A 21208-nucleotide genomic window follows, 5' to 3' on the forward strand; every position below is an offset into this window, starting at 1 on the left:
GCTCAGCCCGCCTGGGCCGGTGCGCCCGCCTCGCCGTCCGTGCGCTCCCAGGGCGCCGGCAGCGGGAAGTAGTGCTGCAGGAACGCCGTGACCTTCTTCGCGCGGACGTCGGGCGCGACCTCCGGGAAGCTGCCGTCGTTGAGGCAGAAGAAGTCGACGTCGCGCCGCTTGCCCAGCTTCTTCAGCAGCCCGAGCCCCTTGTGGGTCGTCGTGTCGACGTAGAGCATCGTCGACTCCCGGTTCTGGATCGACCGCCCGGTGAGCAGCGCGTAGTAGTGGTACAGGCTGTTCGTGACCGAGATGTTGTCCTTCGCGCGGAAGGGGCTCGCGGCCGTGGCCGTGAACTCCGGCTCGAAGACCTCCTCCATCTCCGCGATGACGCTGCGGCGCAGGGGCGCCGCCGAGTGCTCGAGATGCCGGGTGATGACGCGGCCGAAGCGCTCGCGGAGCAGCGCCCGGTTCACCCGCGCGGAGTTCTCGAAGCCGCTGCGGGCCGGGTCGTTGTCGCCGAGCCCGATCCGCGTGTCCGCCTCGAGGAAGCGGCTGATCCCGCCGGGTGAGAAGAAGGCGTCCTGGCGCAGCGGGCGCCCGATGAACATGTCGTCGTTCGAGTAGATGAAGTGCTCCGAGAGCCCCTCGATGTGGTGCAGCTGGCTCTCGACCGCCTGCGAGTTGTGGGTCGGCAGCACCGAGGGGTCCTTGAAGAACTCCTCGCTCCGCACGATGCGGACCCGCGGGTGGTCCGCCAGCCACGCCGGCGCCTTCGAGTCGGTGGCGATGTAGATGTTCCGGATCCACGGCAGGTACGTGTTGACCGACCGGAGCGCGTAGCGCAGCTCGTCGATCTGCCGGTAGCGCGCCTCCGAGTCGTCGCCCTCGCCGACCACGTACGACGCCATCCGACGCGCGCGGGCCCGCTGCCACTCCTTGTCGGTGCCGTCGACCCAGGAGAAGACCATGTCGATCGGGAACGTCACGTCGGAGACGAGGTCCGTGAACATGTCGCGGATCGTCGACCAGGTGCGGCCGTAGCGCTCGGTGTCCTCCGGGTGCAGGTCGGCCGTGACGAATCGGCGCCGGGTCAGGGCGTTCGGCGCGGGCACCCGGACCTCGGCGCCCTGCCGGACCCAGAACTCGAAGCGGACGCCGTCCTCCGGCACCGCGTGCAGCACGCCGGCGGCGTCGACGCGCGGCCGGTACAGGGACAGCAGCCGGTCGGTGCGGGCGGGCGCCACGTCGCCGTCGGCGACGAGCACGACCTCGTCGCGGGGCTGCAGGTTGCGCTTGAGGGCCACCGACAGGAAGGGCTCGTCGGCGCAGGCCGCGACGAGGGCGCGGGTGACCGCGAGCCGCTCCGTCTCGTCGACGACGAGGATCGGCCGGTGCGCGTCGTCGCGGACGAGCAGGTACTGGACGTCCGCCGCGTCGAGCGCGTCGGCGAGGAACAGGAGGTCCGCGATGCGGGCCTCGGCCGGGATCTCGGTGCGGCCCGCGAGCGCGAGCACGCCGCCGACCTCGACGACGTCGGGACGGGAGCGGATCCTGGAGGCCGGACTCTGCAGGGGACGGAGCTTGGAGCGCGCGGGCATGGCGGGGTCCCCCTTCGAGGTCGTGGAGCTTCGCTGACGGTCCTCCGGCCGCGTCGCGCGGCATTTCGTCGCGGCGCCCCGGGAGGGACGCTCCTGCTGCTGATGCTAGCGGTCGCGTGTTCCCGGCGATGCCCGCGTTCGCCCGGACCCCGGTCGCCGGGCGGCCGGTCCCGATGCGGCGCGGTCAGCCGAGCAGGGTGCGCAGCTCGTGCACCCACGCCGCGTAGCCGGCGTCGGTGAGGTGGAGCCGGTCGTTCGTGAGCTCCGGTCGCAGCTCGCCGTCCTCCTCCGCGAACGTCGGCCACAGGTCGAGGAACTCGGCCTTCACCGTCGGCGCGAACTGTCGGACGTGGATGTTCACCTCGCGGATCCAGTCGGCGCGCTCGCGCTCCCGCGGCAGCACCGAGGTCACGACGAGCCGGACGTCGGGCAGCTCGTGGCGGAGCTGGAACAGGATGTCCTCGAGCCCGCGGACGACCTGCTCGACGGTGGCGCGGCGGGACTCGTTCGTCCCCGCCATCAGGACCACGGTGCCCGGGCGGCGGGCCACGACGTCGTCGAGCCGCGCGGCGACGTCCGCGGTCGTGTCGCCCGGAACGCCGGCGTTCACGACCTCGCGGTCGGGGAACGCCTCCTCCCACGGACCGGCCTCCGTCAGGCTGTCGCCGAGCAGCAGCAGCGGCCCCTCGGAGGCGGGCACGGGCGCATGGGCTTCGGTGTCGCTCACCGGGTCAGGCTAGAGGCAGGTCCTGAGCGGGTCGACCGGGCCGCGTACGCTGGACCGCCGTGTCCGCGACCGAGAACCCCACCGTCGAGTCCATCGCCGCCCTCATCGACCACGCGATCCTGAAGCCGGAGCTGACGGACGCCGAGGTGGAGTCCGACCTCGACCTGGCCGGCCGCTGGGGCGTGTTCAGCGTGTGCGTGCGGCCGTCGGACGTCCCGCGCTCGGTCGCGCGGCTCGCCGGGACCGGCGTGGCGACCGGCACCGTGATCGGCTTCCCGCACGGGTCGACCTCCACCGCCGCGAAGACCGCGGAGAGCCGTCGCGCGCTGGAGGACGGCGCCGCCGAGCTCGACATGGTGCTGCACATCGGCCGGCTGCGGAGCGGCGACCTCGCCGCCGTGACGGACGACATCGCGGCGGTCGTCGCCGTGGCGGAGGGCCGGATCGTCAAGGTGATCCTCGAGACCGCGTTCCTCACCGACGAGCAGGTCGTCGCCGGGTCGAAGGCGGCGGAGGCGGCGGGCGCGTCCTTCGTGAAGACGTCGACGGGCTTCGCGGGCGGCGGCGCGACGCTCCACCACCTCCGGCTCATGCGCGACGCGGTCTCCCCCGCGGTGCGGGTGAAGGCGTCCGGCGGCGTGCGCGGTCTCGACACCCTGCTCCAGATGCGGGCGGTCGGCGTCGACCGCTTCGGCACGAGCGCGACGGAGACGATCCTCACCGACGTGCAGCGGCTGGCCGAGACCGGCAGCACCTCCGGCGCGACGGACGCCTCCTCCTACTGAGGTCGGTCGACGAGGGCGCGGACCTGGCCGACGTCGACGGCGATCTGGGCGATCAGCGGATCGACGCCCTCGTACGCGACCTGCCCGCGGATGCGGTGCGTGAACTCCACGTCGACGAGGTGGCCGTAGAGGTCGAGCGTCCGGTCGAGCACGTGCGCCTCCACCTGCCTCGGCGGGACGCCCTCGAACGTCGGGTTGCTGCCCACCGAGATCGCCGCCGGGTACGTCGCGACCGGGTCGGCGGAGCGGTCGACCAGGCGCCCGGCGTAGACACCGTCTGCGGGGATCATCCCGTCGGACTGCTGCGCGAGGTTCGCCGTCGGGAAGCCGAGCTCGCGTCCGCGGTGCGCGCCGTGGACGACCTCTCCGCGGACCGCCGGTGCGCGCCCGAGCAGCCGAGCGGCCTCCTCGATCGCCCCCGCGCCGAGCAGCTCGCGGATCCAGGTCGAGGACACGCGCCGCGACTCGACGGTCACCTGCCGCTGCACCCGGACCACGAAGCCCCGCTCCGCGCCCATGCGCTCGAGCAGCGCGACGTCGCCGCGGCCGCGGTGGCCGAAGCGGAAGTCGTCGCCGACGAGCAGCCGCCGCATGCCGAGCGGGCCGAGCAGGATGCGGTCGACGAACGCCTCGGGCTCGAGCGCGGCGAGCGCATCGTCGAAGCGGAGGACGACCGTCGCCGCGACGCCGACCGACTCGAGCAGCTCCAGCTTCTGGTCGAGCCCGACGAGCGGCGCCGGGCACCGGTCCGGGCGCAGCAGCTCGAGGGGGTTGCGGTCGAACGTGACGACGACCGGGAGGAGGTCGTCCCCGGCGAGCTCGAGCAGGTCGTCGATCACGACCCGGTGCCCGGTGTGCAGGCCGTCGAACTTGCCGATCGTGACGGCGGACGGCCCGAAGCCCTCCGGGACCGACTCGACGCCGGTGAAGACGCGCATCACCGCGCCGCCCGCTCGAACACGGCGCGCTGGCTCCGCAGGAACAGCAGTCCGAGGATCGGCAGCGCGAGCGGGATGAGGAGGTACTCGAGGCCGAAGTACGCCCAGACCGTGCTGCGGTCGCCCTCGAACGGGAACAGCGAGAGGTCGACGACGGACAGCGTGCCGACCACGAGGACCCCGACCAGCTCGATCGTGATCGCCGTGCGCGCGACGAGGTACGCGCGGCGGCCGGGCGTGATCAGCGCGATCGTCGCGATCAGGTACACGATCCCGGCGAACAGCGACAGCAGGTAGGCGAGCGGCGCGACCTCGAAGTGCGTCACGATCTCGAAGATGCTCCGCGCGAGCGCCGCGATCCACATGATGAAGTAGAAGACGATGAGGGTGCGGCCGGGTCCGGAGGTCTTCGGCCGGGTGGCGCTCGTCTCGGTCATCGCCCCGGAATCCTCCCACGCCGCCGCGGGGCGCTCCGCACCGTCAGGCGCCCTGCAGCGTCCAGATGATCTGCATGCGCACGAACATCACGGCCACCGCGAAGCAGGCGATGCCGACCACGACGACGGACCACCGGGTCTTCTCGGTGAGCGCCCAGAAGATCGCCGCGGGCGGGATCACGAGCGCGGACAGCAGGTAGGCGTAGAACTCGACGATGCTCCCCGACGGCGGGTTGCCGGCCGCGGGCGCGATGAGCGCGATGACGAGCTGCGCGACGAGCAGCAGCTCGACGAGGGCGGGCCCCGCGAGCGACAGGTCGGAGGGCCGGCGGCCCACGAGCCCGAGGACGACCGCGAGGAGCGCGGCGGCGCCCGCGACGATCACGGCCGCGACGGTGAACCCGAGGATCATGCGACCACCGCCTCCGGCGGCAGGTTCATCAGCACGCGCGTCCGCCCTCCCCGGACCTCGACGAGGCCGATCAGGCCCCCGTCCTCCGCCAGCGCGGCGACGACCGGCGCGTCCGGCAGCGCGGTCGGGAGCCGTTTGCCCTGCTGGAGGGCGACCCGCTCCTCGGCGTCGAGGCGCAGGACCGGGAACAGGGCGCGCGCGACGTCCGCGGGTGCGCGCAGCGGCAGCGGCTCCTCCAGCGCACCCGCGTCCGCGACGTCGAACGGTCCGACCCTGGTCCGCCGCAGCGCCGTCAGGTGGCCGCCGACGCCGAGCGCGGCGCCGAGGTCCCGGGCGAGCGCGCGGATGTAGGTGCCCGACGAGCAGTCGACGACGACGTCGAGCTCGTCCTCCCGCTGCTCGACGACCGCGAAGCGCCGGATCGTCACGCGCCGGGACGGGAGGTCGACCGCCTCCCCCGCGCGCACGAGCTCGTGGGCGCGGCGGCCGTCGACGTGAACCGCGCTGACGGACGACGGGACCTGGTCGATCTCCCCGGTCAGCGCGGCGATCGCGGCGGGGATCGCCGCTCGCGTCCCGGCCGTTACCGGCCGCGGATCGCCGATCGGCGCGCCCTCGGCGTCGTCGGTGGTGGTCGCGGTGCCGAGCCGGATCGTCGCCTCGTACGTCTTGTCGAGGCCGACCAGGTACGTGAGGAGCCGGGTGGCCCCGTCGACGCCAAGGATCATGAGCCCGCTCGCGGCGGGGTCGAGGGTGCCGGCGTGCCCGACCCGGCGTGTCCCGGCGAGCCGGCGGGTGCGCTGCACGAGGTCGTGGGAGGTCGGGCCGATCGGCTTGTCCAGGAGGAGGAGGCCGGCCGTCACGCCTCCATCGTCCCATCCGCCGCTCGGGGTCCCGCCGCACCGGCGTGGGTACGCTCGCCCGGTGCGGATCGGGATCATCGGCGCCGGGGCGCTGGGCGGCACGTTCGCCGCGCTGCTGGACCGGGTCGGGCACGAGGTCGTCGTGACCGCCCGCGGCGCGCAGCTCGCCGCGATCCGCGAGCGGGGCCTCCGGCTCGAGGGCGGCTACGGGGAGGTCCTCGCGCGCGTCCGCGCCGAGGAGGCGCTGCCGGTGACGCCCGACCTCGCGCTGCTCGCGGTGAAGGCGCAGGACGCCGCAGCCGCGGCCGCGCAGAACGCCAGAGCGCTGGACGGCGTGCCGGTGGTCGTCGTGCAGAACGGCCTGCAGGGGCCGCAGGCGCTCGCCGCCGTGCTGCCGACGTCGCCGCGCACGGGTGCGGCGTCGATGATCGCCGCCTCGTTCCTCTCCCCCGGCGTGGTGACGGTGACGGCGCCCGGGGTGACCGTGCTGGCCGCGGAGACCGCGACCGCGGCGCAGCGCGACGCGGCGGCCGCCGTGCTCGGCGCCGTGGTCGAGGTCCGGACGGCGCCCGATCTCGCCGGGCTGCAGTGGTCGAAGCTCGTGGTGAACCAGCTGAACGCCGCGTCCGCGATCACGGGGACGCCGCTGCAGGCGGCGCTCGAGTCCCGCGCGCTGACCACGGCCGTCGCCGCCGCGATGCGGGAGACGATCCGCGTCGCCCGCGCGGACGGCGTCCGCCTGGAGGGGCTGCCGGCGCTGCCGCCCGCGCTGATCCGGGCGATCGACCGGCTGCCGCTCCCCCTGGCGTCCCGCGTGCTCCGCCGCGGCGTCGCGGCGCGGATGGGCGACGTGCCGAACCCGGGCAGCACGCTCCAGAGCCTGCGCCGCGGTCGTCCGACGGAGATCGACCACCTCTCCGGCGCGGTCGTCGCGGAGGGCGAGCGGCTCGGCGTGCCGACGCCCGTCAACCGGCGGATCGTCGAGGTCGTGCACGCGATCGAAGCGACCGGCGCCTTCCTCCCCGCGGGCGAGGCGGCGCGGGCACTGCAAGCCTGAGGGCGGTCCCCGTCAGCAGGCGTCCTCGAACCGCCGCCGCGGGTGGACGGGGTCGGTGAGGTCGAAGGAGGCGTTCGCGCTCTTCCGCGCGTCGAGCCGGCGGAACGCGAGGTCGACGAGGGCCGCCCACGGCGCCGGATCGACGCCCGGCAGGCGTTCGGCGTCCCGCGCGGCGGCGACCTCCCGCGGCACCTGCAGCCAGGCGCTCGTGTGCCACATGCCCGAGTACGGCGGGAAGTGGAGGAACGGCCCGGACGCGACGAGCACCGCGCGGTCGCCGGGCTCGAAGCCGCGGACGGGCCGGTCCGCGCGGTAGGGCGCGAGCACCTCCGCCCGGAACCGGTCCTCGTCGAAGAAGCGCTCCGGGTCCGTCGCGCGGGGCTCGGCGGCGAACGCGCCCATCGGCACGGCGATCGCCGGCACGCCCTCGGCCTCGAACGCGGCGGCGAGATCGGCGGCGAACCGCTCGCGACCGGAGGGCGCCGCGCCGTCGGGGTCCTCGATGCCGTCGAGCCCGACGAGGATCCGTCCCCTCGGGTGCACCTCGAGGACCTCGCGCGCGTACTCGGCGATCACGTCCGCCCGCGAGGGCTGCCATCGGGCCATGCGAGCGACCGTAGCCGCCTACGCTCGGAGCCCGTGTCGGAGGTGCGGGTGCGGGCGGCGAGGAACGCCGACGTCCCCGCGCTGGAACGGCTGATCGAGGACGCGTTCGCGCCCTTCACGGCCCGCACCGGGATCGTGCCCGCGCCCCGGTCGATCGACTGGGCGACGACGATCTCGGCGCTCGGCGCCGAGGTCGCGGTCCTGGCCGACCGCGTCGTCGGGGTGCTCGTGACCTGGCCGCATCCCGACCACCTCCTCGTCGACGTGCTCGCGGTCGCCCCGTCGGCGCAGGGCTCGGGCGTCGGCAGGACCCTGCTCGCGCACGCCCGGGCCGCGGCGGCCCGGACCGGGCGCGACCGGCTGCGGCTGTGCACGAACGCCGGGATGACGGCGTCCCTCGCCTGGTACGGGCGGCAGGGGTTCGTCGAGACGGACCGGCGCCGCGAGGACGGCTTCGACCGCGTGTTCCTCGAGCAGCGCGTCGGATGACCGCGCTCGATCCCGCCCTCGTCGTCGACTGGTTCGCCGCGCACGCGCGCGACCTCCCCTGGCGACGGCCGGGCTTCAGCGCCTGGGGCACGCTCGTCTCGGAGTTCATGCTCCAGCAGACGCAGGTCGCCCGGGTCGTCCCGATCCTCGAGGACTGGCTCCGGCGCTGGCCGACGCCCGCCGACCTCGCCGCCGCCCCGCCGTCGGAGGTGCTGCGCGCGTGGGGCCGGCTCGGCTACCCGCGCCGCGCGCTCGCGCTGCACGCCTGCGCGACCACCATCGCGGAGCAGCACGGGAACGTCGTGCCGGAGGACGTCGACGCGCTCCTGGCACTGCCCGGCATCGGCGACTACACGGCGCGGGCGATCGCCGTCTTCGCCCACGGCCACCGGCACCCCGTCGTCGACACGAACGTGCGGCGCGTGATCGCGCGGGCGGTGCAGGGCGTCGCGCAGCCCGGTCCGCCGAACGCGCGGCGCGATCTGCCCGCGATGGCGGCGCTGCTGCCCGAGGACCTCGTCGCCCAGCGGGCGTTCAACGCCGGGACGATGGAGCTCGGCGCGATCGTCTGCACCGCGCGGGCGCCGCGCTGCGGCGAGTGCCCGCTCGCGGACGTGTGCGCCTGGCGGCTCGCGGGGCACCCGGAGCCGGACGGCCCGCCGCCGCGGCGCCAGGCGCGCTTCGAGGGCTCCGACCGCCAGCGGCGCGGCCGCGTGATGGCCGAGCTGCGCGCGAGCGACGTCCCCGTGTCGGAGGCCGAGCTCGCGCAGGTCCTCCCCGACCCCGAGGGGCGGGCGCGGATCCTCGCCGGGCTCGAGCGGGACGGCCTCGCCGCGAGGTCGGAGGGCGGCTGGTCCCTCCCGCTCTGATCATTCTTCGTTCTGCAGGACTCGACGTCCTGCAGAACGAAGAGTGCGAGTCACTCGGGCGGGGTGTACCTCGCGAAGGCGCCGGTCAGCAGCAGCGCCGCGGCGGCCACGAGGTGCCCGAGCCGGAACGGCGTGCCGTCGAAGGAGAACGGGATGACGGGGTTCCAGAGCACCGCCACGACGAGCGGCACCGGCAGCCAGGCCCACTGCTTCGCCTGCCACACGAACACGGCCGTGATCAGGGCGAGCACGCTGACGCCGAATCGGATGAACAGGTACCCGTCCTGCCCGACGAGCAGGAGGCCGCCGATCAGCACGATGGCGCCGACGACCGCCGGACCGAGCGCGCGCCGCTGCTTCCGCGACCCGTACCGGTTCGCGAGCGACGGCGGGTTCCGGGAGGCGGCCCGCCGCTCGGCCCGGTTGCCGCTCATCGGGCGCTCATTCCTCGTCGGCCTCGCGCGGCTTCACGTACGGGTCCTCGTCGCCGGCGTACTGGGCGCCGGTCGCGAGTGCCCGGGTCGCGCTGTCCTGCTCGCGCGCCTTGGCGAGCAGCTCGGCGACGTGCGCCGCGTTCTCCGGGATCGCGTCCGGAATGAACTCGAGCGTCGGCGTGAGCCGGGCCCGGATGTTCCTCCCCACCTCCGTGCGGAGCATGCCGGTCGCGGCCTTCAGCGCCGCAGCCGAGTCCTCGCGCTCCTGCTCCGACCCGTAGACCGTGTAGAAGACGCTCGCGTGCTGGAGGTCGCCCGTCATGCGGACGTCCGTGATCGTCACGAAGCCGAGACGCGGGTCCCGGAGGCCCTTGTCCAGACGCTTCGCGATGATCTCCTTGATGCTGTCGCCGAGCTTCGCGGCCCTGCCGTGGTCAGCCATCGGTTCCTCCTCTGGACGGGTTCACGGATACGGAGATCCGGGGCGCTGCGCGCCGCCGGATCTCCGTATCCGTGAACCGGGACGGGCCGCTAGGCGCGGACCTTCTCCTTGGTCTCCGTCGTCTCGATCTCGTCGCCGACCTGGATGTCGTTGAACCGACCGAGGCCGATGCCGGCCTCGAAGTCCGTGCGGACCTCGGTGACGTCGTCCTTGAAGCGGCGCAGCGACTCGATCGCCAGGTTGTCCCCGACGACCACGCCGTTGCGGATGACCCGCGCCTTCGCGTTGCGGGTAATGGTGCCGCTGCGGACGATGACACCCGCGATGTTGCCGAACTTGGAGGAGCGGAACACCTCGCGGATCTCGGCGAGGCCCGACTGGACCTCCTCGTACTCCGGCTTGAGCATGCCCTTCAGCGAGTTCTCGACGTCCTCCAGCGCGGCGTAGATCACCGAGTAGAAGCGGATGTCGATGCCCTCGCGAGCGGCCCGCTCGCGGGCCTTCGGGTCGGGGCGCACGTTGAAGCCGATGATGATCGCGTTGTCGACCGTCGCCAGGTTCACGTCCGACTCGGTGACGGCGCCGACGCCGCGGTGGATGATCCGCAGCTGCACGCTGTCGTCGACCTCGATCTTCAGGAGCGACTCCTCCAGCGCCTCGACGGCACCGGACACGTCGCCCTTGATGATCAGGTTCAGCGAGTCGACCTTGCCGGCCTCGATCTGACCCATGAAGTCCTCGAGCGAGATGCGCTTGCGGGCCTTCGCCAGCGACGCGTTCCGCTCGGCGGCCTCGCGCTTCTCCGCGACCTGCCGGGCCGTGCGGTCCTCCTCGGTGACGAGGAAGGTGTCGCCGGCGCGCGGGACGGAGGAGAGGCCCTGGACCTGGACGGCCCGGGACGGGTACGCCTCGACGATCGCGTTGCCGTTCTCGTCGGACATCGCCCGGACGCGGCCGTAGGCCGTGCCGGCGACGATCGAGTCGCCCACCCGGAGCGTGCCGGTCTGGATCAGCACCGTCGCGACCGCGCCGCGGCCCTTGTCGAGCCGCGCCTCGATGGCGACACCGCGCGCGTCCCGGTTCGGGTTCGAGCGCAGGTCGAGCCCCGCGTCCGCCGTCAGCAGGACGGCGTCCATCAGGTCCTCGATGCCGAGGCCCGTGCGCGCCGAGACGTCGACGAACATCGTGTCGCCGCCGTACTCCTCCGCCACCAGGCCGAACTCGGTCAGCTGCTGACGCACCTTCGCCGGGTTGGCGTCCTCCTTGTCGACCTTGTTCACCGCGACCACGATCGGCACTCCGGCCGCCTGGGCGTGGTTCAGGGCCTCCACGGTCTGCGGCATGACGCCGTCGTCGGCGGCGACCACGAGGATCGCGAGGTCGGTCACCTCGGCGCCGCGGGCACGCATGGCGGTGAACGCCTCGTGACCCGGGGTGTCGATGAAGGTGATGGCCCGCTCGTGGCCCTCGTGCTCCTTCCACACCTGGTACGCACCGATGTGCTGCGTGATGCCGCCGGACTCGCCCGCGACCACGTTGGAGTTGCGGATGGAGTCGAGGAGCTTCGTCTTGCCGTGGTCGACGTGGCCCATGACGGTCACGACCGGCGGCCGGATCTCCAGGTCCTCGTCGTCCTCGTCGTACTCGAACTCGATGTCGAAGCCCTCGAGCAGCTCGCGGTCCTCGTCCTCGGGCGAGACCATCTCGATCCGGTAGCCGAGCTCCTCGCCGAGCACCTGGAAGGTGGCCTCGTCGAGCGACTCCGTCGCCGTCGCCATCTCACCGAGGTGGAACAGCACGGTCACGAGGTTGCCGGGGCTCGCGTCGATCTTGTCCGCGAAGTCCGTGATGGACGCGCCGCGGCGGAGGCGGATCGTGGTCGAGCCGTCGCCGCGCGGGACGCTGACGCCGCCGAGCGTCGGCGCCGACCGCATCTCGAACTCGGCGCGCTTCGTCCGCTTCGACTTGCGCTGGCGGGACTTCCCGCCACCCTTGCCGAACGCGCCCGCGGTGCCGCCACCGGGGCCGCGACCGCGACCGCCGCCTCCGGGGCGGGGTCCGCTGAAGCCGCCCGCGGGACGCTGGAAGCCGCCGCCGGCACCGCCGGGACGACCCGCACCGCCGCCGGCACCGCCGGGACGCTGGAAGCTCGGGCGCTGGCCGAAGCCCTGCGGCCGCTGGCCCATGCCGGGCCCGCCGGGACGCGGGGCACCCGGACGCGGAGCACCCGGACGCGGGGCGCCGGGACGCGGGGCGCCGGGACGCGGGATCGCACCGTTGGCGCCGCCGCCCGTGCCGCCGGGACGCATGCCCTGGTTGGAGGCGAACGGGTTGTTGCCGGGACGCGGGGCCGACGGGCGGCCCATCCCCTGGCTCGACGCGAACGGGTTGTTGCCCGGGCGGGGCGCGCCGGGACGCGGGGCGCCGCCGGGACGCGGGATCGAGGAGCCGGGGGTCGCCGAGCCCGGGGTCTCCGAGCGCGGAGCGGTGGGCCGGTCCTGCACCGGGCGGGGCGTGTCGCCGCTCGCGGCGGGACGCTCTGCCGGCTGCGGGGTCTCGGTCCGCGGCGCGGCGGGCTCCTCCGGAGCGCGCGCCGGCGCCGGGGCGGGAGCCGCGGCGGCGGGCGCCGGAGCGGGGGCCGCAGCGGCCGGGGTCGCCGCGGGACGCGGGCCCGGGGTCGCCGGACGCGACGCGCCGGGCGTCGCGGGGCGGCCCGCCGTCGGTGCGCCGGGGCGCGGGCCCGCGGGTCCGCCGGCGGTCGCGATGCCGTCAGCGGCCAGCTTGGCCTTCAGCTTGCGCACGACCGGCGGCTCGACGGACGACGACGGGCCCTTGACGAACTCGCCCATCTCCTTGAGCTTCGCCAGTGCGAGCTTGGTGTCGATCCCGAGGTCGGTAGCGATCTCGTGGACGCGTGGCTTCGCCACATTCTCTCCTGTCCAGGCCTGCCCGGACAGGGCAGGCCACTACTGCGGTGCGGATCTCATCTCGAGTCGCTCATCGCTTGTCCATGTGCCTGTTCCACTTCGCGTGGTGAGAACTGCTCGCGTCCGGATGGAGCGGCAGCAGAAGGGGCGGCAGCCTCGGCCGCTCCATCGAGCAGTGTACCCGGCCTCGTCGGGCCCGGCACCCTCCACGTGGTGAACACGCGCGCCGGCGCCCATGTTCCCGCCGCGGCGGGAACCGCGCTACTCGTCCTCGAGGATCGAGTCCGGCTGGATGTCGATCTTCGCGCCGGTCAGCTTCGCGGCGAGTCGGGCGTTCTGCCCCTCCTTGCCGATCGCGAGCGACAGCTGGTAGTCGGGCACGAGCGCCCGCACGGCCTTCGAGCCCTTGTCGAGGACGAAGGCGCTCGTCACGCGAGCCGGGGACAGGGCGTTCGCCACGAACGTCGCGAGGTCGTCGGCGTGGTCGACGATGTCGATCTTCTCCCCGCCGAGCTCCGCGGACACCGCCCGCACGCGCGCGCCGAGCTCGCCGATCGCGGCGCCCTTCGCGTTGATCCCGGGCTGCGTGGCGCGGACGGCGACCTTCGACCGGTGGCCGGCCTCCCGGGCCATCGCCGTGATCTCGACGAGGCCGGACGCGATCTCGGGCACCTCCAGCGCGAAGAGGCGCCGGACGAGCGCCGGGTGGGTCCGCGAGACCGTGATCGAAGGTCCCTTCGGGCCGCGGGAGACGCTCGTCACGTAGACGCGGATGCGCTCGCCGTGCGTGTACGTCTCGCCGGGCACCTGCTCCTCGGGCGGGAGGATCGCCTCGATGGACCCCAGGTCGACGTGGACCATCCGCGGGTTCGGCCCCTGCTGGATGACGCCCGCGATGATGTCGCCCTCGCGGCCCTTGAACTCGCCGAGCACGCGCTCGTCGCCGAGGTCGCGAAGGCGCTGGTTGATGACCTGCTTCGCCGCGAACGCGGCGACCCGACCGAAGTCGTGGGGGTCGTCGACGGCCTCGCCGACCTGCTCCCCCTCCTCGTCGAGCTCCGGCACGAAGACGGAGACGCGGCCCGACTTGCGGTCGATCTCGACGCGCGGCTGCGGGGTGCCCGCCGGAGCGTGCTCGGGGCGGCCCGTGTGCTTCAGGTAGGCCGTGAGGATCGCGGCCTCGATGATGCGGACGAGCTCGTCGAACGGGATCTCCCGCTCGCGCTCCATGAGCCGAAGGACGGCGAGGTCGATCTCCATCGGGCGCTCCCTCGTCTCCATCCGCCCGCGTTTCGAGCCCCCTTACGCTAGCAGCGCCTGATCGAGCACCTGGAGGACGGCCATGAGCGAGGGACGCACGGTGCAGCTGCGCCGCTACCGGATCGTGGACGGGGAGCTCGAGGCGTTCCTCCACTGGTGGCGCGGACGGCTCCTGCCCGCACGGCAGGCGTACGGGTTCACCCTCGAGAGCGCGTTCGTCGTGCCCGAGACCGACGAGTTCGTCTGGGCGGTGTCGGCGGAGGGCGACGCGGCGGCCTTCGCGCGCCTCGACGCCGCATGGGTGGCCTCCCCCGAGCGCGCCGCCGCGTTCGAGGGCGTGCCGCAGCGGGTCGCGTCGATGGACCTCCGGATCGCGGTCCCCGCGATCTGAGGCCCTGTCGGAGCGCGGCGCTACCGTGCGCGGCATGCGCCTGCTCCACACCTCCGACTGGCACATCGGCCGCACCTTCCACGGGCACGCGACGCTCGATGCGCTCCGCGGCGTGCTGCTGGAGCTGGCGGCGGCGGTCCGGCGCGAGCACGTGGACGCGGTGCTCGTCGCGGGCGACGTGTTCGACTCCGCGACGCCGGCCGCGGCCGCGTTCGAGCTGTTCGAGGAGGCCGTCCTGGCGATCCGCGCGGCGGGCGCCGACGTGGTCATGACGAGCGGGAACCACGACTCCGCCGCCCGCCTCGGGCACCAGGCGCCGTTCGCGGCGGCCGGCGGCGTGCACGTCCGCACCCGCGCGGACGCGCTGGACCGCCCGGTCGTCCTGCGGGACGAGCACGGGGAGGTCGACGTCTACGGCATCCCCTACCTCGAGCCGCTGCTGCTCGGGGAGCGCACCCACGCGGCCGCGCTCGGCGCCGCGATGGACCGGGTGCGGACCGCCGCGGCCGAACGCGGGAACCGCAGCGTCGTGCTCGCCCACTGCTTCGCCAGCACGGGCGTCGTCCCGCAGGCGGCCGGCGGCGAGCGCGACATCACGGCCGGCGGGCTCGACATCGTGCCGTCGTCCGTGTTCGACGCCACGGACGCGGCGCGCATCGACTACGTCGCGCTGGGGCACCTCCATTCGCGGGTGAGGCTCGCCGAGCGCGTCCGTTACGCGGGCGCCCCGCTGCACTACTCCTTCGGCGAGACGTCGCCGGTCCGCGGCGCGTGGCTGGTCGACCTCGACGCGGAGGGCCTCGCGGACGCGGCGTGGCTCGACCTGCCGGTCCCCCGCAGGCTGACGGAGATCACCGGCCCGCTCGACCGGCTGCTCGAGGACGAGTCGCTGGCCGGGGCCGAGCAGGACTGGGTGCAGGCCGTGCTCACCGACCCCGTCCGGCAGCAGGACGCGATGGCGCGGCTCCGGGAGCGCTTCCCCCACGTCGCCAAGCTCGAGCACCGGCCGGAGGGCGTGCGGCCGGCGGACGCGCGCAGCTACGGCGAGCGCACCGCGGGTCTGCCGGACGCGGCACTGATCGCCGGCTTCCTCGAGCACGTGCGCGCCGGCGCCGGGCCGTCTGACGCGGAGAGCGCCCTCGTCGCCGAGGTGCTGTCGACGGTCGCGGCGGCGGAGCGGGCCGCGTGAGGATCGAGCGCCTCCGCATCGTCGGCTTCGGGCCGTTCGCCGACGAGCAGGAGATCGACTTCGCCCCGCTCGACGAGGCGGGCCTCTTCCTCATCACCGGGCGGACCGGCAGCGGCAAGTCGAGCATCCTCGACGCGATCTGCTTCGCGCTCTACGGCACGGCCCCCCGTTACGACGGCGCCCAGGCGCGGCTGCGCAGCGACTACGCGGAGCTCGGGACGCCGACGACGGTCACGCTCGAGCTGGTGGCGGGCGGCGAGCGGTGGCGGGTCGTCCGCTCCCCCGAGTACGAGCGCCCGAAGCAGCGCGGCTCCGGCACGACGAGGGAGCCGCAGGCCGCGACGCTCGAGCGGTGGGACGGGGCGGACTGGATCGGCGTCGCCGCGCGGCCGGTCGACGTCGCCGAGCACCTCGGCCCGATCCTGCAGCTGACGCGCGAGCAGTTCCTGCAGGTCATCCTCCTCGCGCAGGGCCGGTTCCAGGAGTTCCTCAAGGCGCGGACCGACGAGCGGCTCGGGCTGCTCCGCGCACTGTTCGGCACCGAGCGGTTCCAGCGCTTCGAGGCGGAGGTCGCCGAGCGGGCGAAGGCGCTCGAGCAGGCCGTGGCGGCGCGCGCCGCGACGATGCGCGCGGACGTCGTCCGGCTCGCGGCGCTCGCCGAGGAGGAGGCGCCCGACCGCGACGAGCCGACCTGGGCGGCGGCGGTCGCCGCGCGGCTGGCGGACGGGACGGCGGCGCTCGCGCGGGACGCCGAGGCCGCGCGGGCGGGGTTCGCGACCGCGGACCGCGCCGCTGCCGAGGCGGTCGCGATCGCCGACCGGCAGCGGCGGCGGGCCGCGTCGCGGGCGGCCCTCGAGCGGCTCGAGGCGCGGCGCCCGGAGGTCGACCGGCTCCGCACCCGGATCGCGGCGGCGGTCGCGGCGCTGCCCGTGCTGCCGGCCGTGGAGGCGGCGGACCGGGCCGCTGCGGAGGTCCTCGCCGCGGACCGCGCGGTGGCCGCTGCGCGCGGCCCCCTCGGCGGTGACGTCGAGGACCCCGCCGGCGAGGGGGCGGTGCTCGACGGCCTCCTCGGCGCGCTCGACGAGCGGCTCGCCGAGGAGCGGTCGCTGCCGGGGCTGGAGGCCGAGGCGGCCGCCGCCGACCGCGCCCGCGCCGCGGCCCTCGTCGCGCTCGCCGCCCTCATCGACGAGTCGGCCGCCCTGCCCGAGCGCCGCAGCGCCATTCAGGAGCAGCGGCTCGCGGCCGAGACCGTGGCGGCGGGCGGGCCGGCCGCGGAGGGCGAGCTCGTCCGCCTCCGACGCGTGGCCGAGGCGCTGGACGCGGTCGACCGCGCGCGGGCCGCCCTGTCCGCCGCCGAGGTGCGCCAGGAGCGCGCGCTGGCCGCCGAGCAGGAGGCGATCGCGCGGACCCGCGCCCTCATCGCCGCCCGCCTCGCCGGCGCGGCCGGGCTGCTCGCGGCCGATCTGCATCCCGGGGAGGCGTGCCCGGTCTGCGGCTCGGCCGAGCACCCGGCCCCGGCCTCCCACGACGCGGCGACGCCCGACGACGCGGCGGTCGCGACGGCGGAGCAGGGCCAGGCGCGCGCGGCCGAAGGACGGGCCGCAGCCGGCGCCGAGGCGTCCGCGGCCCGGGCTGCGCTCGCTGCGGCCGAGGCGGCGACCGGCGGCGCGACCCGCGAGGACACCGTCGCCGCTCTCGAGACCGCCGCGCGCGCGATGCGGGCGGCGTCGAACGCCGCAGCCCGGCGGGACGCCGCCGCCGCGGAGCTGGAGCGACTGGAGGCGCGCGTCGCCGAGCTGGACCGGGCGATCGCCGCGGCCCGCGCCGCCCTCGAGCAGCGGACCACCGGGGCGACGGCGGCGCGCGGGGCGCTCGACGCGGCGCGCGCCCGGGTCGCCGCGGCGCTCGAGGGCGCGCCGACGATCGCCGCCCGCGTCGCGGTGCTGCGCGCGCGGCGAGACGCCCTCCGGGCGGCCGAGGACGCGGCACGGCGCCGCGCCGGCGCGACGGTCGCCGCGGCGGACGCGGCCGCGCGGCTGGAGCGCGCGCTGGCGGAGGCCGGCATCGAGGACGTCGCAGCGGCGCGTGCGGCGGCGCTCCCGTCCGCCGAGCGCACCGCCCTCGAGCAGCGGGTGCGGGCGTGGGAGGCGGAGCGGGACGGCGCGAACGCCCAGCTCGCCGATCGGGACGTCGCGGGCGCACCCGACGAGCCGGCCGACGTCGCCGGCACCGAGGCGGCGAAGCGCGCGGCGCTCGAGCAGCGCGACGCGACGGCGGAGCGGCTCACCGCGGCCCGGTCGCGTGCCGCGGCGGCGACGGAGCTCGCCCGGGCGATCGAGCGGATCCACGCGAGCACGGCGGAGGATCGCGGCCGCCTCGAGGTCGTCGGGCCGCTCGCGGAGGTCGTCCGCGGCGGCGGCACGAACGCCCTCCGGATGCGACTCGAGAGCTACGTGCTCGCCGCGCGCCTCGAGCAGATCGTCGCCGCCGCGAACGTCCGGCTCGCGGCGATGACGGACGGCCGCTTCACGCTGCAGCACGACGACGGGCCCGCCTACCGCGGCGCGAGGAGCGGCCTCGGCCTCGAGGTGCTCGACGAGCACACCGGCCGCCCGCGTCCCGTGGCCTCGCTGTCCGGCGGTGAGACCTTCCTCGCCTCCCTCGCGCTCGCGCTGGGGCTCGCCGAGGTGGTGTCGGCGGAGGCCGGCGGCGTGCGGCTCGACACGCTGTTCGTCGATGAGGGCTTCGGCTCGCTCGACCGCCGCACGCTGGACACGGCGATGGAGACGCTCGACTCCCTTCGCGCCGGCGGCCGCACGGTGGGCCTGATCAGCCACGTCGAGGCGATGCAGGAGGACATCCCCGCCGGGCTGCACGTCGAGCGCCTCCCCGACGGCTCGAGCGCCGTGCGGTCCCGGATCCCCAGCCGCGTCTGAGCGGGCGTCCGGTTCAGCCGAGGTCGAAGAGATCGGCGAGCACCCGCGCGACACCGTCGTCGTCGTTGCCGGGTGCCCGGCCCGCCGCCGCGGCGATCGCCGCCGGGTGGGCATCCGCAACCGCGTAGGACCGTCCCGCCCACGCGAGCATCGGCGCGTCGTTCGGCATGTCGCCGAAGGCGACGACGTCCACCGGGTCGACGTCGAGCCGCGCGGCGAGGAGCGCGAGGGTCGACGCCTTCGTCACCCCGTCCGCGCTGAGCTCGACGAGTCCGGAGCGGTCGGACGCCGTCACCTCCGCATCCCGGACGGCGGCCGTCACGACGGCGCGGAAGGCGTCCGGCGGCAGCGAGCTCCGCGCCATGAGCTTGAGGACGTCGTCCTCCCGCACGAGGTCCTCGACCGGCCCGACCGGTGAGCCGGGCGGCGCGGGCGTCCGCTCGACGAACGCGGACTCCTTCGCGAACCCGGAGAGCCCCTCGAGGGCGAACACCGCGCCCGGAGCGGCGGCGCGGATCGCCGCGACGGCGGCGAGGGCGACGGGCGCGGGCATCGTCCGGGCCAGCTCGACCTCTTCGCGGTGCAGGTGGAGGAGCACCGCGCCGTTCGAGCAGACGACCAGCCCGTGCCCGCCCACCGCGTCCGCGAGCTCGGCGATCCAGCGGATCGGGCGGGCCGTCACGAACACGACGGGGACGCCGCGGGCGTCGAGCTCGGCGAGCACCGCCGCGGTCCGCGCGGACACCGTGCCGTCGGACCGCAGCAGCGTGCCGTCGAGGTCGGTGGCGACCAGGCGCGGGGCGCGCCTCATCCGCTCGGCGTCGTGGTGGCGCAGACCGCCGGGGACGCGGACGGCGTCGGCGAGCAGCTCGGCCGCGGCGCCGGGGCGTCGAGCGCCCCGAACGCGATCGCGATCACGACGACCGCGACGACGAGGACCGCCGCCCAGACGACGGGCGGGACGCGGGACACGGTCAGCCCTGGACGGCGGCGGCGACCCGGTCGACGACGGTCGTCAGCGGCTCCTGGGTGCGCTCGCCCGACGCGCGGTCGAGCACCTCGACGACACCCTCCGCTAGCCCGCGGCCCACGATCACGACCGTCGGCACGCCGATCAGCTCCGCGTCCTTGAACTTCACGCCGGGTGAGAGGCGGCGGTCGTCGACGAGCACGTCGACACCGCGCAGCTCCAGCTCGCGGCCGATGCGCTCGGCCTCCTCGAACACGGCCTCGTCCTTGCCCGCGGGCACGACGGCGACGTCGAAGGGGGCGACGGACCGCGGCCAGGCGAGCCCGGCCTCGTCCGAGTTCGACTCCGCGATGAGCGCCATGACGCGGCTCACGCCGATGCCGTAGGAGCCCATGGTCACGGTGACGAGCTTCCCGTTGCGGTCGAGGACCTGCAGGCCCAGCGCCTCCGCGTACTTCCTGCCGAGCGCGAAGACGTGCCCGAGCTCGGTGCCGCGCGCGAGCTCGACCGGCCCGGAGCCGTCGGGCGCGGGGTCGCCGGCGCGGACCTCAGCGACCTCCGCGACGCCGTCCGCCACGAAGTCGCGGCCCGCCACGAGCGAGAGCACGTGCCGCTCGGGCTCGTTCGCCCCGGTGACCCAGGCGGTGCCGTCGACGACGCGGGGATCGACGAGGAACCGCACGCCGCTCGTCGACTCGGTGCCGAGCACGGGGCCGGCGGCGGACCAGGGGCCGATGTAGCCCTTCACGAGCTCGGGGTGCGCCGCGAAGTCCTCGTCGGTCGCCGTGTCGACGGCCGCGGGGAAGAACGTCGCCTCGGCGCGCTTCAGGTCGGCCTCGCGATCGCCGGGGATGCCGACGACGACGAGCTCCCGCTCGCCGCTCGTGTGCGTGAGGGCGAGGACGACGTTCTTGAGGGTGTCGCCCGCGGCCCAGGGCCGGCCGTCCTCGCGGGGGTGCCGCTCGTTCAGCAGGTCGACGAGCGTCGCGATCGTCGGGGTGTCCGGGGAGTCGAACGCGGTCGCGGCCGCCTGCCCGGCGACCTCGCGGGGCGCGGGCGCCAGCGTGCGGAACGCCTCGACGTTCGCGGCGTAGCCGCCGGCGGAGCGCACGAACGTGTCGTCGCCGATGGGCGTCGGGTGCAGGAACTCCTCGCTGCGGGACCCGCCCATCGCGCCGGCGTGCGCCGAGACGATGGCGTACTCGAGCCCGAGCCGCGCGAAGATCCGCTCGTACGCGGCCCGCTGCAGGTCGTAGGAGGCGTCGAGCCCCTCGTCGTCGACGTCGAACGAGTACGCGTCCTTCATCGTGAACTCGCGGCCGCGCATGAGCCCGGCGCGGGGCCGCGCCTCGTCCCGGAACTTGTCCTGGATCTGGTAGATCGACAGCGGCAGGTCCTTGTACGACGAGTACAGGTCCTTCACGAGCAGCGCGAACGCCTCCTCGTGCGTCGGGGCGAGGACGTACTCGACGCCCTTCCGGTCCTCCAGCGTGAAGATGTCGTCGCCGTACTCGTCGTAGCGACCCGTCGTCTTGTAGGGCTCGACGGGCAGCAGCGCCGGGAAGTGGACCTCCTGCGCCCCGGCGGCCTCCATCTCCTCGCGGATGATCGCCTCGATGCGCGCCTTGACGCGCAGGCCGAGCGGCAGCCAGGCGAAGCCGCCGGGCGCGACGCGGCGGATGTAGCCGGCGCGGACGAGCAGCTTGTGGTTGCGGAACTCGGCGTCCGACGGGTCCTCGCGGAGGGTTCGGAGGAACAACCGGCTCATGCGCGTGACCACGGTCCAGCAGCCTACTGATCGGCCGGAACCGTTCCACGCGTGCGACGGCCCCGATCGGGCGGGCGATCGGGGCCGGGCGAGCGGGCGTTCGGGCCGCGCTGGACCGC

At 75.1% G+C, this 21208-nt stretch carries 21 protein-coding genes; 7 read left to right on the plus strand and 14 right to left on the minus strand.

Going from position 1 to position 21208, the window contains the following annotated elements:
* Nucleotides 1-2 precede the first annotated feature (2 nt).
* Both CLV52_RS13935 and CLV52_RS13940 read right to left on the minus strand, forming a co-directional pair.
* Entirely contained in the window at nt 3-1589 is a 1587-nt protein-coding gene (locus CLV52_RS13935; protein WP_211342708.1) for a stealth family protein, read from the minus strand.
* Nucleotides 1590-1773: 184 nt separating this feature from the next.
* Nucleotides 1774-2316 carry a GDSL-type esterase/lipase family protein gene (locus CLV52_RS13940; protein ID WP_133766981.1) on the minus strand — a complete coding sequence of 181 codons (543 nt, stop codon included), beginning with the start codon at nt 2314-2316 and terminating at the stop codon, nt 1774-1776.
* 59 nt (nt 2317-2375) lie between these two features.
* On the opposite strand from CLV52_RS13940, the gene deoC reads away from it, so the two are divergent.
* Nucleotides 2376-3101: a deoxyribose-phosphate aldolase gene (deoC, locus tag CLV52_RS13945; protein ID WP_211342709.1), complete on the plus strand. Its 726-nt coding sequence runs from the start codon at nt 2376-2378 to the stop codon at nt 3099-3101.
* Here deoC and CLV52_RS13950 read toward each other — a convergent pair.
* The 4 genes from CLV52_RS13950 to truB are packed head-to-tail and all read right to left on the minus strand — an operon-like array spanning nt 3095 to nt 5751.
* Nucleotides 3095-4039, minus strand: coding sequence for a bifunctional riboflavin kinase/FAD synthetase (locus CLV52_RS13950; RefSeq protein WP_133766982.1), 945 nt, complete (start codon nt 4037-4039; stop codon nt 3095-3097). The two genes, deoC and CLV52_RS13950, sit on opposite strands and share 7 nt — an antisense overlap.
* Nucleotides 4039-4476 carry a hypothetical protein gene (locus CLV52_RS13955; RefSeq protein WP_133766983.1) on the minus strand — a complete coding sequence of 146 codons (438 nt, stop codon included), beginning with the start codon at nt 4474-4476 and terminating at the stop codon, nt 4039-4041. Before CLV52_RS13955 ends, CLV52_RS13950 begins: the two co-directional genes overlap by 1 nt.
* Nucleotides 4477-4519: 43 nt before the next feature.
* Complete coding sequence (locus CLV52_RS13960; protein WP_133766984.1) at nt 4520-4888, minus strand: hypothetical protein; 369 nt, start codon at nt 4886-4888, stop codon at nt 4520-4522.
* Complete coding sequence (gene truB / locus CLV52_RS13965) at nt 4885-5751, minus strand: tRNA pseudouridine(55) synthase TruB (RefSeq protein ID WP_246018148.1); 867 nt, start codon at nt 5749-5751, stop codon at nt 4885-4887. The genes CLV52_RS13960 and truB overlap by 4 nt, the downstream gene beginning before the upstream one ends.
* A gap of 61 nt (nt 5752-5812) precedes the next feature.
* Here truB and CLV52_RS13970 point away from each other — a divergent pair, with 61 nt between their 5' ends.
* On the plus strand, nt 5813-6808 hold the full coding sequence (locus tag CLV52_RS13970) for a ketopantoate reductase family protein (protein ID WP_133766986.1): 996 nt from the start codon (nt 5813-5815) through the stop codon (nt 6806-6808).
* A gap of 12 nt (nt 6809-6820) precedes the next feature.
* Here the strand turns inward: CLV52_RS13970 and CLV52_RS13975 are convergent, their stop codons facing one another.
* Nucleotides 6821-7414, minus strand: coding sequence for a nucleoside/nucleotide kinase family protein (locus CLV52_RS13975; RefSeq protein ID WP_133766987.1), 594 nt, complete (start codon nt 7412-7414; stop codon nt 6821-6823).
* Nucleotides 7415-7447: 33 nt separating this feature from the next.
* On the opposite strand from CLV52_RS13975, the gene CLV52_RS13980 reads away from it, so the two are divergent.
* Nucleotides 7448-7903 carry a GNAT family N-acetyltransferase gene (locus CLV52_RS13980; RefSeq protein WP_246018149.1) on the plus strand — a complete coding sequence of 152 codons (456 nt, stop codon included), beginning with the start codon at nt 7448-7450 and terminating at the stop codon, nt 7901-7903.
* A complete protein-coding gene (locus CLV52_RS13985; protein ID WP_133766988.1) occupies nt 7900-8772 on the plus strand; it encodes an HhH-GPD family protein in 873 nt (290 codons plus the stop codon). The genes CLV52_RS13980 and CLV52_RS13985 overlap by 4 nt, the downstream gene beginning before the upstream one ends.
* A gap of 50 nt (nt 8773-8822) precedes the next feature.
* Here the strand turns inward: CLV52_RS13985 and CLV52_RS13990 are convergent, their stop codons facing one another.
* The 4 genes from CLV52_RS13990 to nusA form a co-directional block, all read right to left on the minus strand.
* Nucleotides 8823-9206: a DUF6804 family protein gene (locus CLV52_RS13990; protein WP_133766989.1), complete on the minus strand. Its 384-nt coding sequence runs from the start codon at nt 9204-9206 to the stop codon at nt 8823-8825.
* A gap of 7 nt (nt 9207-9213) precedes the next feature.
* Complete coding sequence (rbfA, locus tag CLV52_RS13995; protein ID WP_133766990.1) at nt 9214-9648, minus strand: 30S ribosome-binding factor RbfA; 435 nt, start codon at nt 9646-9648, stop codon at nt 9214-9216.
* 89 nt (nt 9649-9737) lie between these two features.
* Entirely contained in the window at nt 9738-12575 is a 2838-nt protein-coding gene (gene infB, locus CLV52_RS14000) for a translation initiation factor IF-2 (protein WP_133766991.1), read from the minus strand.
* 261 nt (nt 12576-12836) lie between these two features.
* On the minus strand, nt 12837-13835 hold the full coding sequence (gene nusA, locus CLV52_RS14005) for a transcription termination factor NusA (protein ID WP_133766992.1): 999 nt from the start codon (nt 13833-13835) through the stop codon (nt 12837-12839).
* Nucleotides 13836-13917: 82 nt separating this feature from the next.
* Here nusA and CLV52_RS14010 point away from each other — a divergent pair, with 82 nt between their 5' ends.
* Genes CLV52_RS14010 through CLV52_RS14020 form a run of 3 tightly spaced genes read left to right on the plus strand, consistent with a single transcriptional unit; the run spans nt 13918 to nt 18351 of the window.
* Nucleotides 13918-14226, plus strand: a complete 309-nt coding sequence (locus CLV52_RS14010) for an NIPSNAP family protein (protein WP_133766993.1) — start codon at nt 13918-13920, stop codon at nt 14224-14226.
* Between the two features lie 34 nt (nt 14227-14260).
* The gene (locus tag CLV52_RS14015; RefSeq protein WP_133766994.1) at nt 14261-15415 is read left to right on the plus strand and encodes an exonuclease SbcCD subunit D; all 1155 of its coding nucleotides are present in this window, start codon (nt 14261-14263) and stop codon (nt 15413-15415) included.
* Entirely contained in the window at nt 15412-18351 is a 2940-nt protein-coding gene (locus CLV52_RS14020; RefSeq protein ID WP_133766995.1) for an AAA family ATPase, read from the plus strand. The genes CLV52_RS14015 and CLV52_RS14020 overlap by 4 nt, the downstream gene beginning before the upstream one ends.
* 13 nt (nt 18352-18364) lie before the next feature.
* Here CLV52_RS14020 and CLV52_RS14025 read toward each other — a convergent pair whose 3' ends face one another.
* The 3 genes from CLV52_RS14025 to CLV52_RS14030 are packed head-to-tail and all read right to left on the minus strand — an operon-like array spanning nt 18365 to nt 21089.
* Nucleotides 18365-19162 (minus strand): HAD family hydrolase, encoded by a 798-nt coding sequence (locus CLV52_RS14025; protein ID WP_133766996.1) that lies wholly within the window; start codon nt 19160-19162, stop codon nt 18365-18367.
* Nucleotides 19159-19323, minus strand: a complete 165-nt coding sequence (locus CLV52_RS18485) for a hypothetical protein (RefSeq protein ID WP_162850859.1) — start codon at nt 19321-19323, stop codon at nt 19159-19161. The genes CLV52_RS14025 and CLV52_RS18485 overlap by 4 nt, the downstream gene beginning before the upstream one ends.
* A gap of 2 nt (nt 19324-19325) precedes the next feature.
* A complete protein-coding gene (locus tag CLV52_RS14030) occupies nt 19326-21089 on the minus strand; it encodes a proline--tRNA ligase (RefSeq protein ID WP_133767423.1) in 1764 nt (587 codons plus the stop codon).
* Nucleotides 21090-21208 lie beyond the last annotated feature (119 nt).

Origin of the sequence: Amnibacterium kyonggiense, from assembly GCF_004364555.1 — a bacterium.
Taxonomy (GTDB): domain Bacteria; phylum Actinomycetota; class Actinomycetes; order Actinomycetales; family Microbacteriaceae; genus Amnibacterium; species Amnibacterium kyonggiense.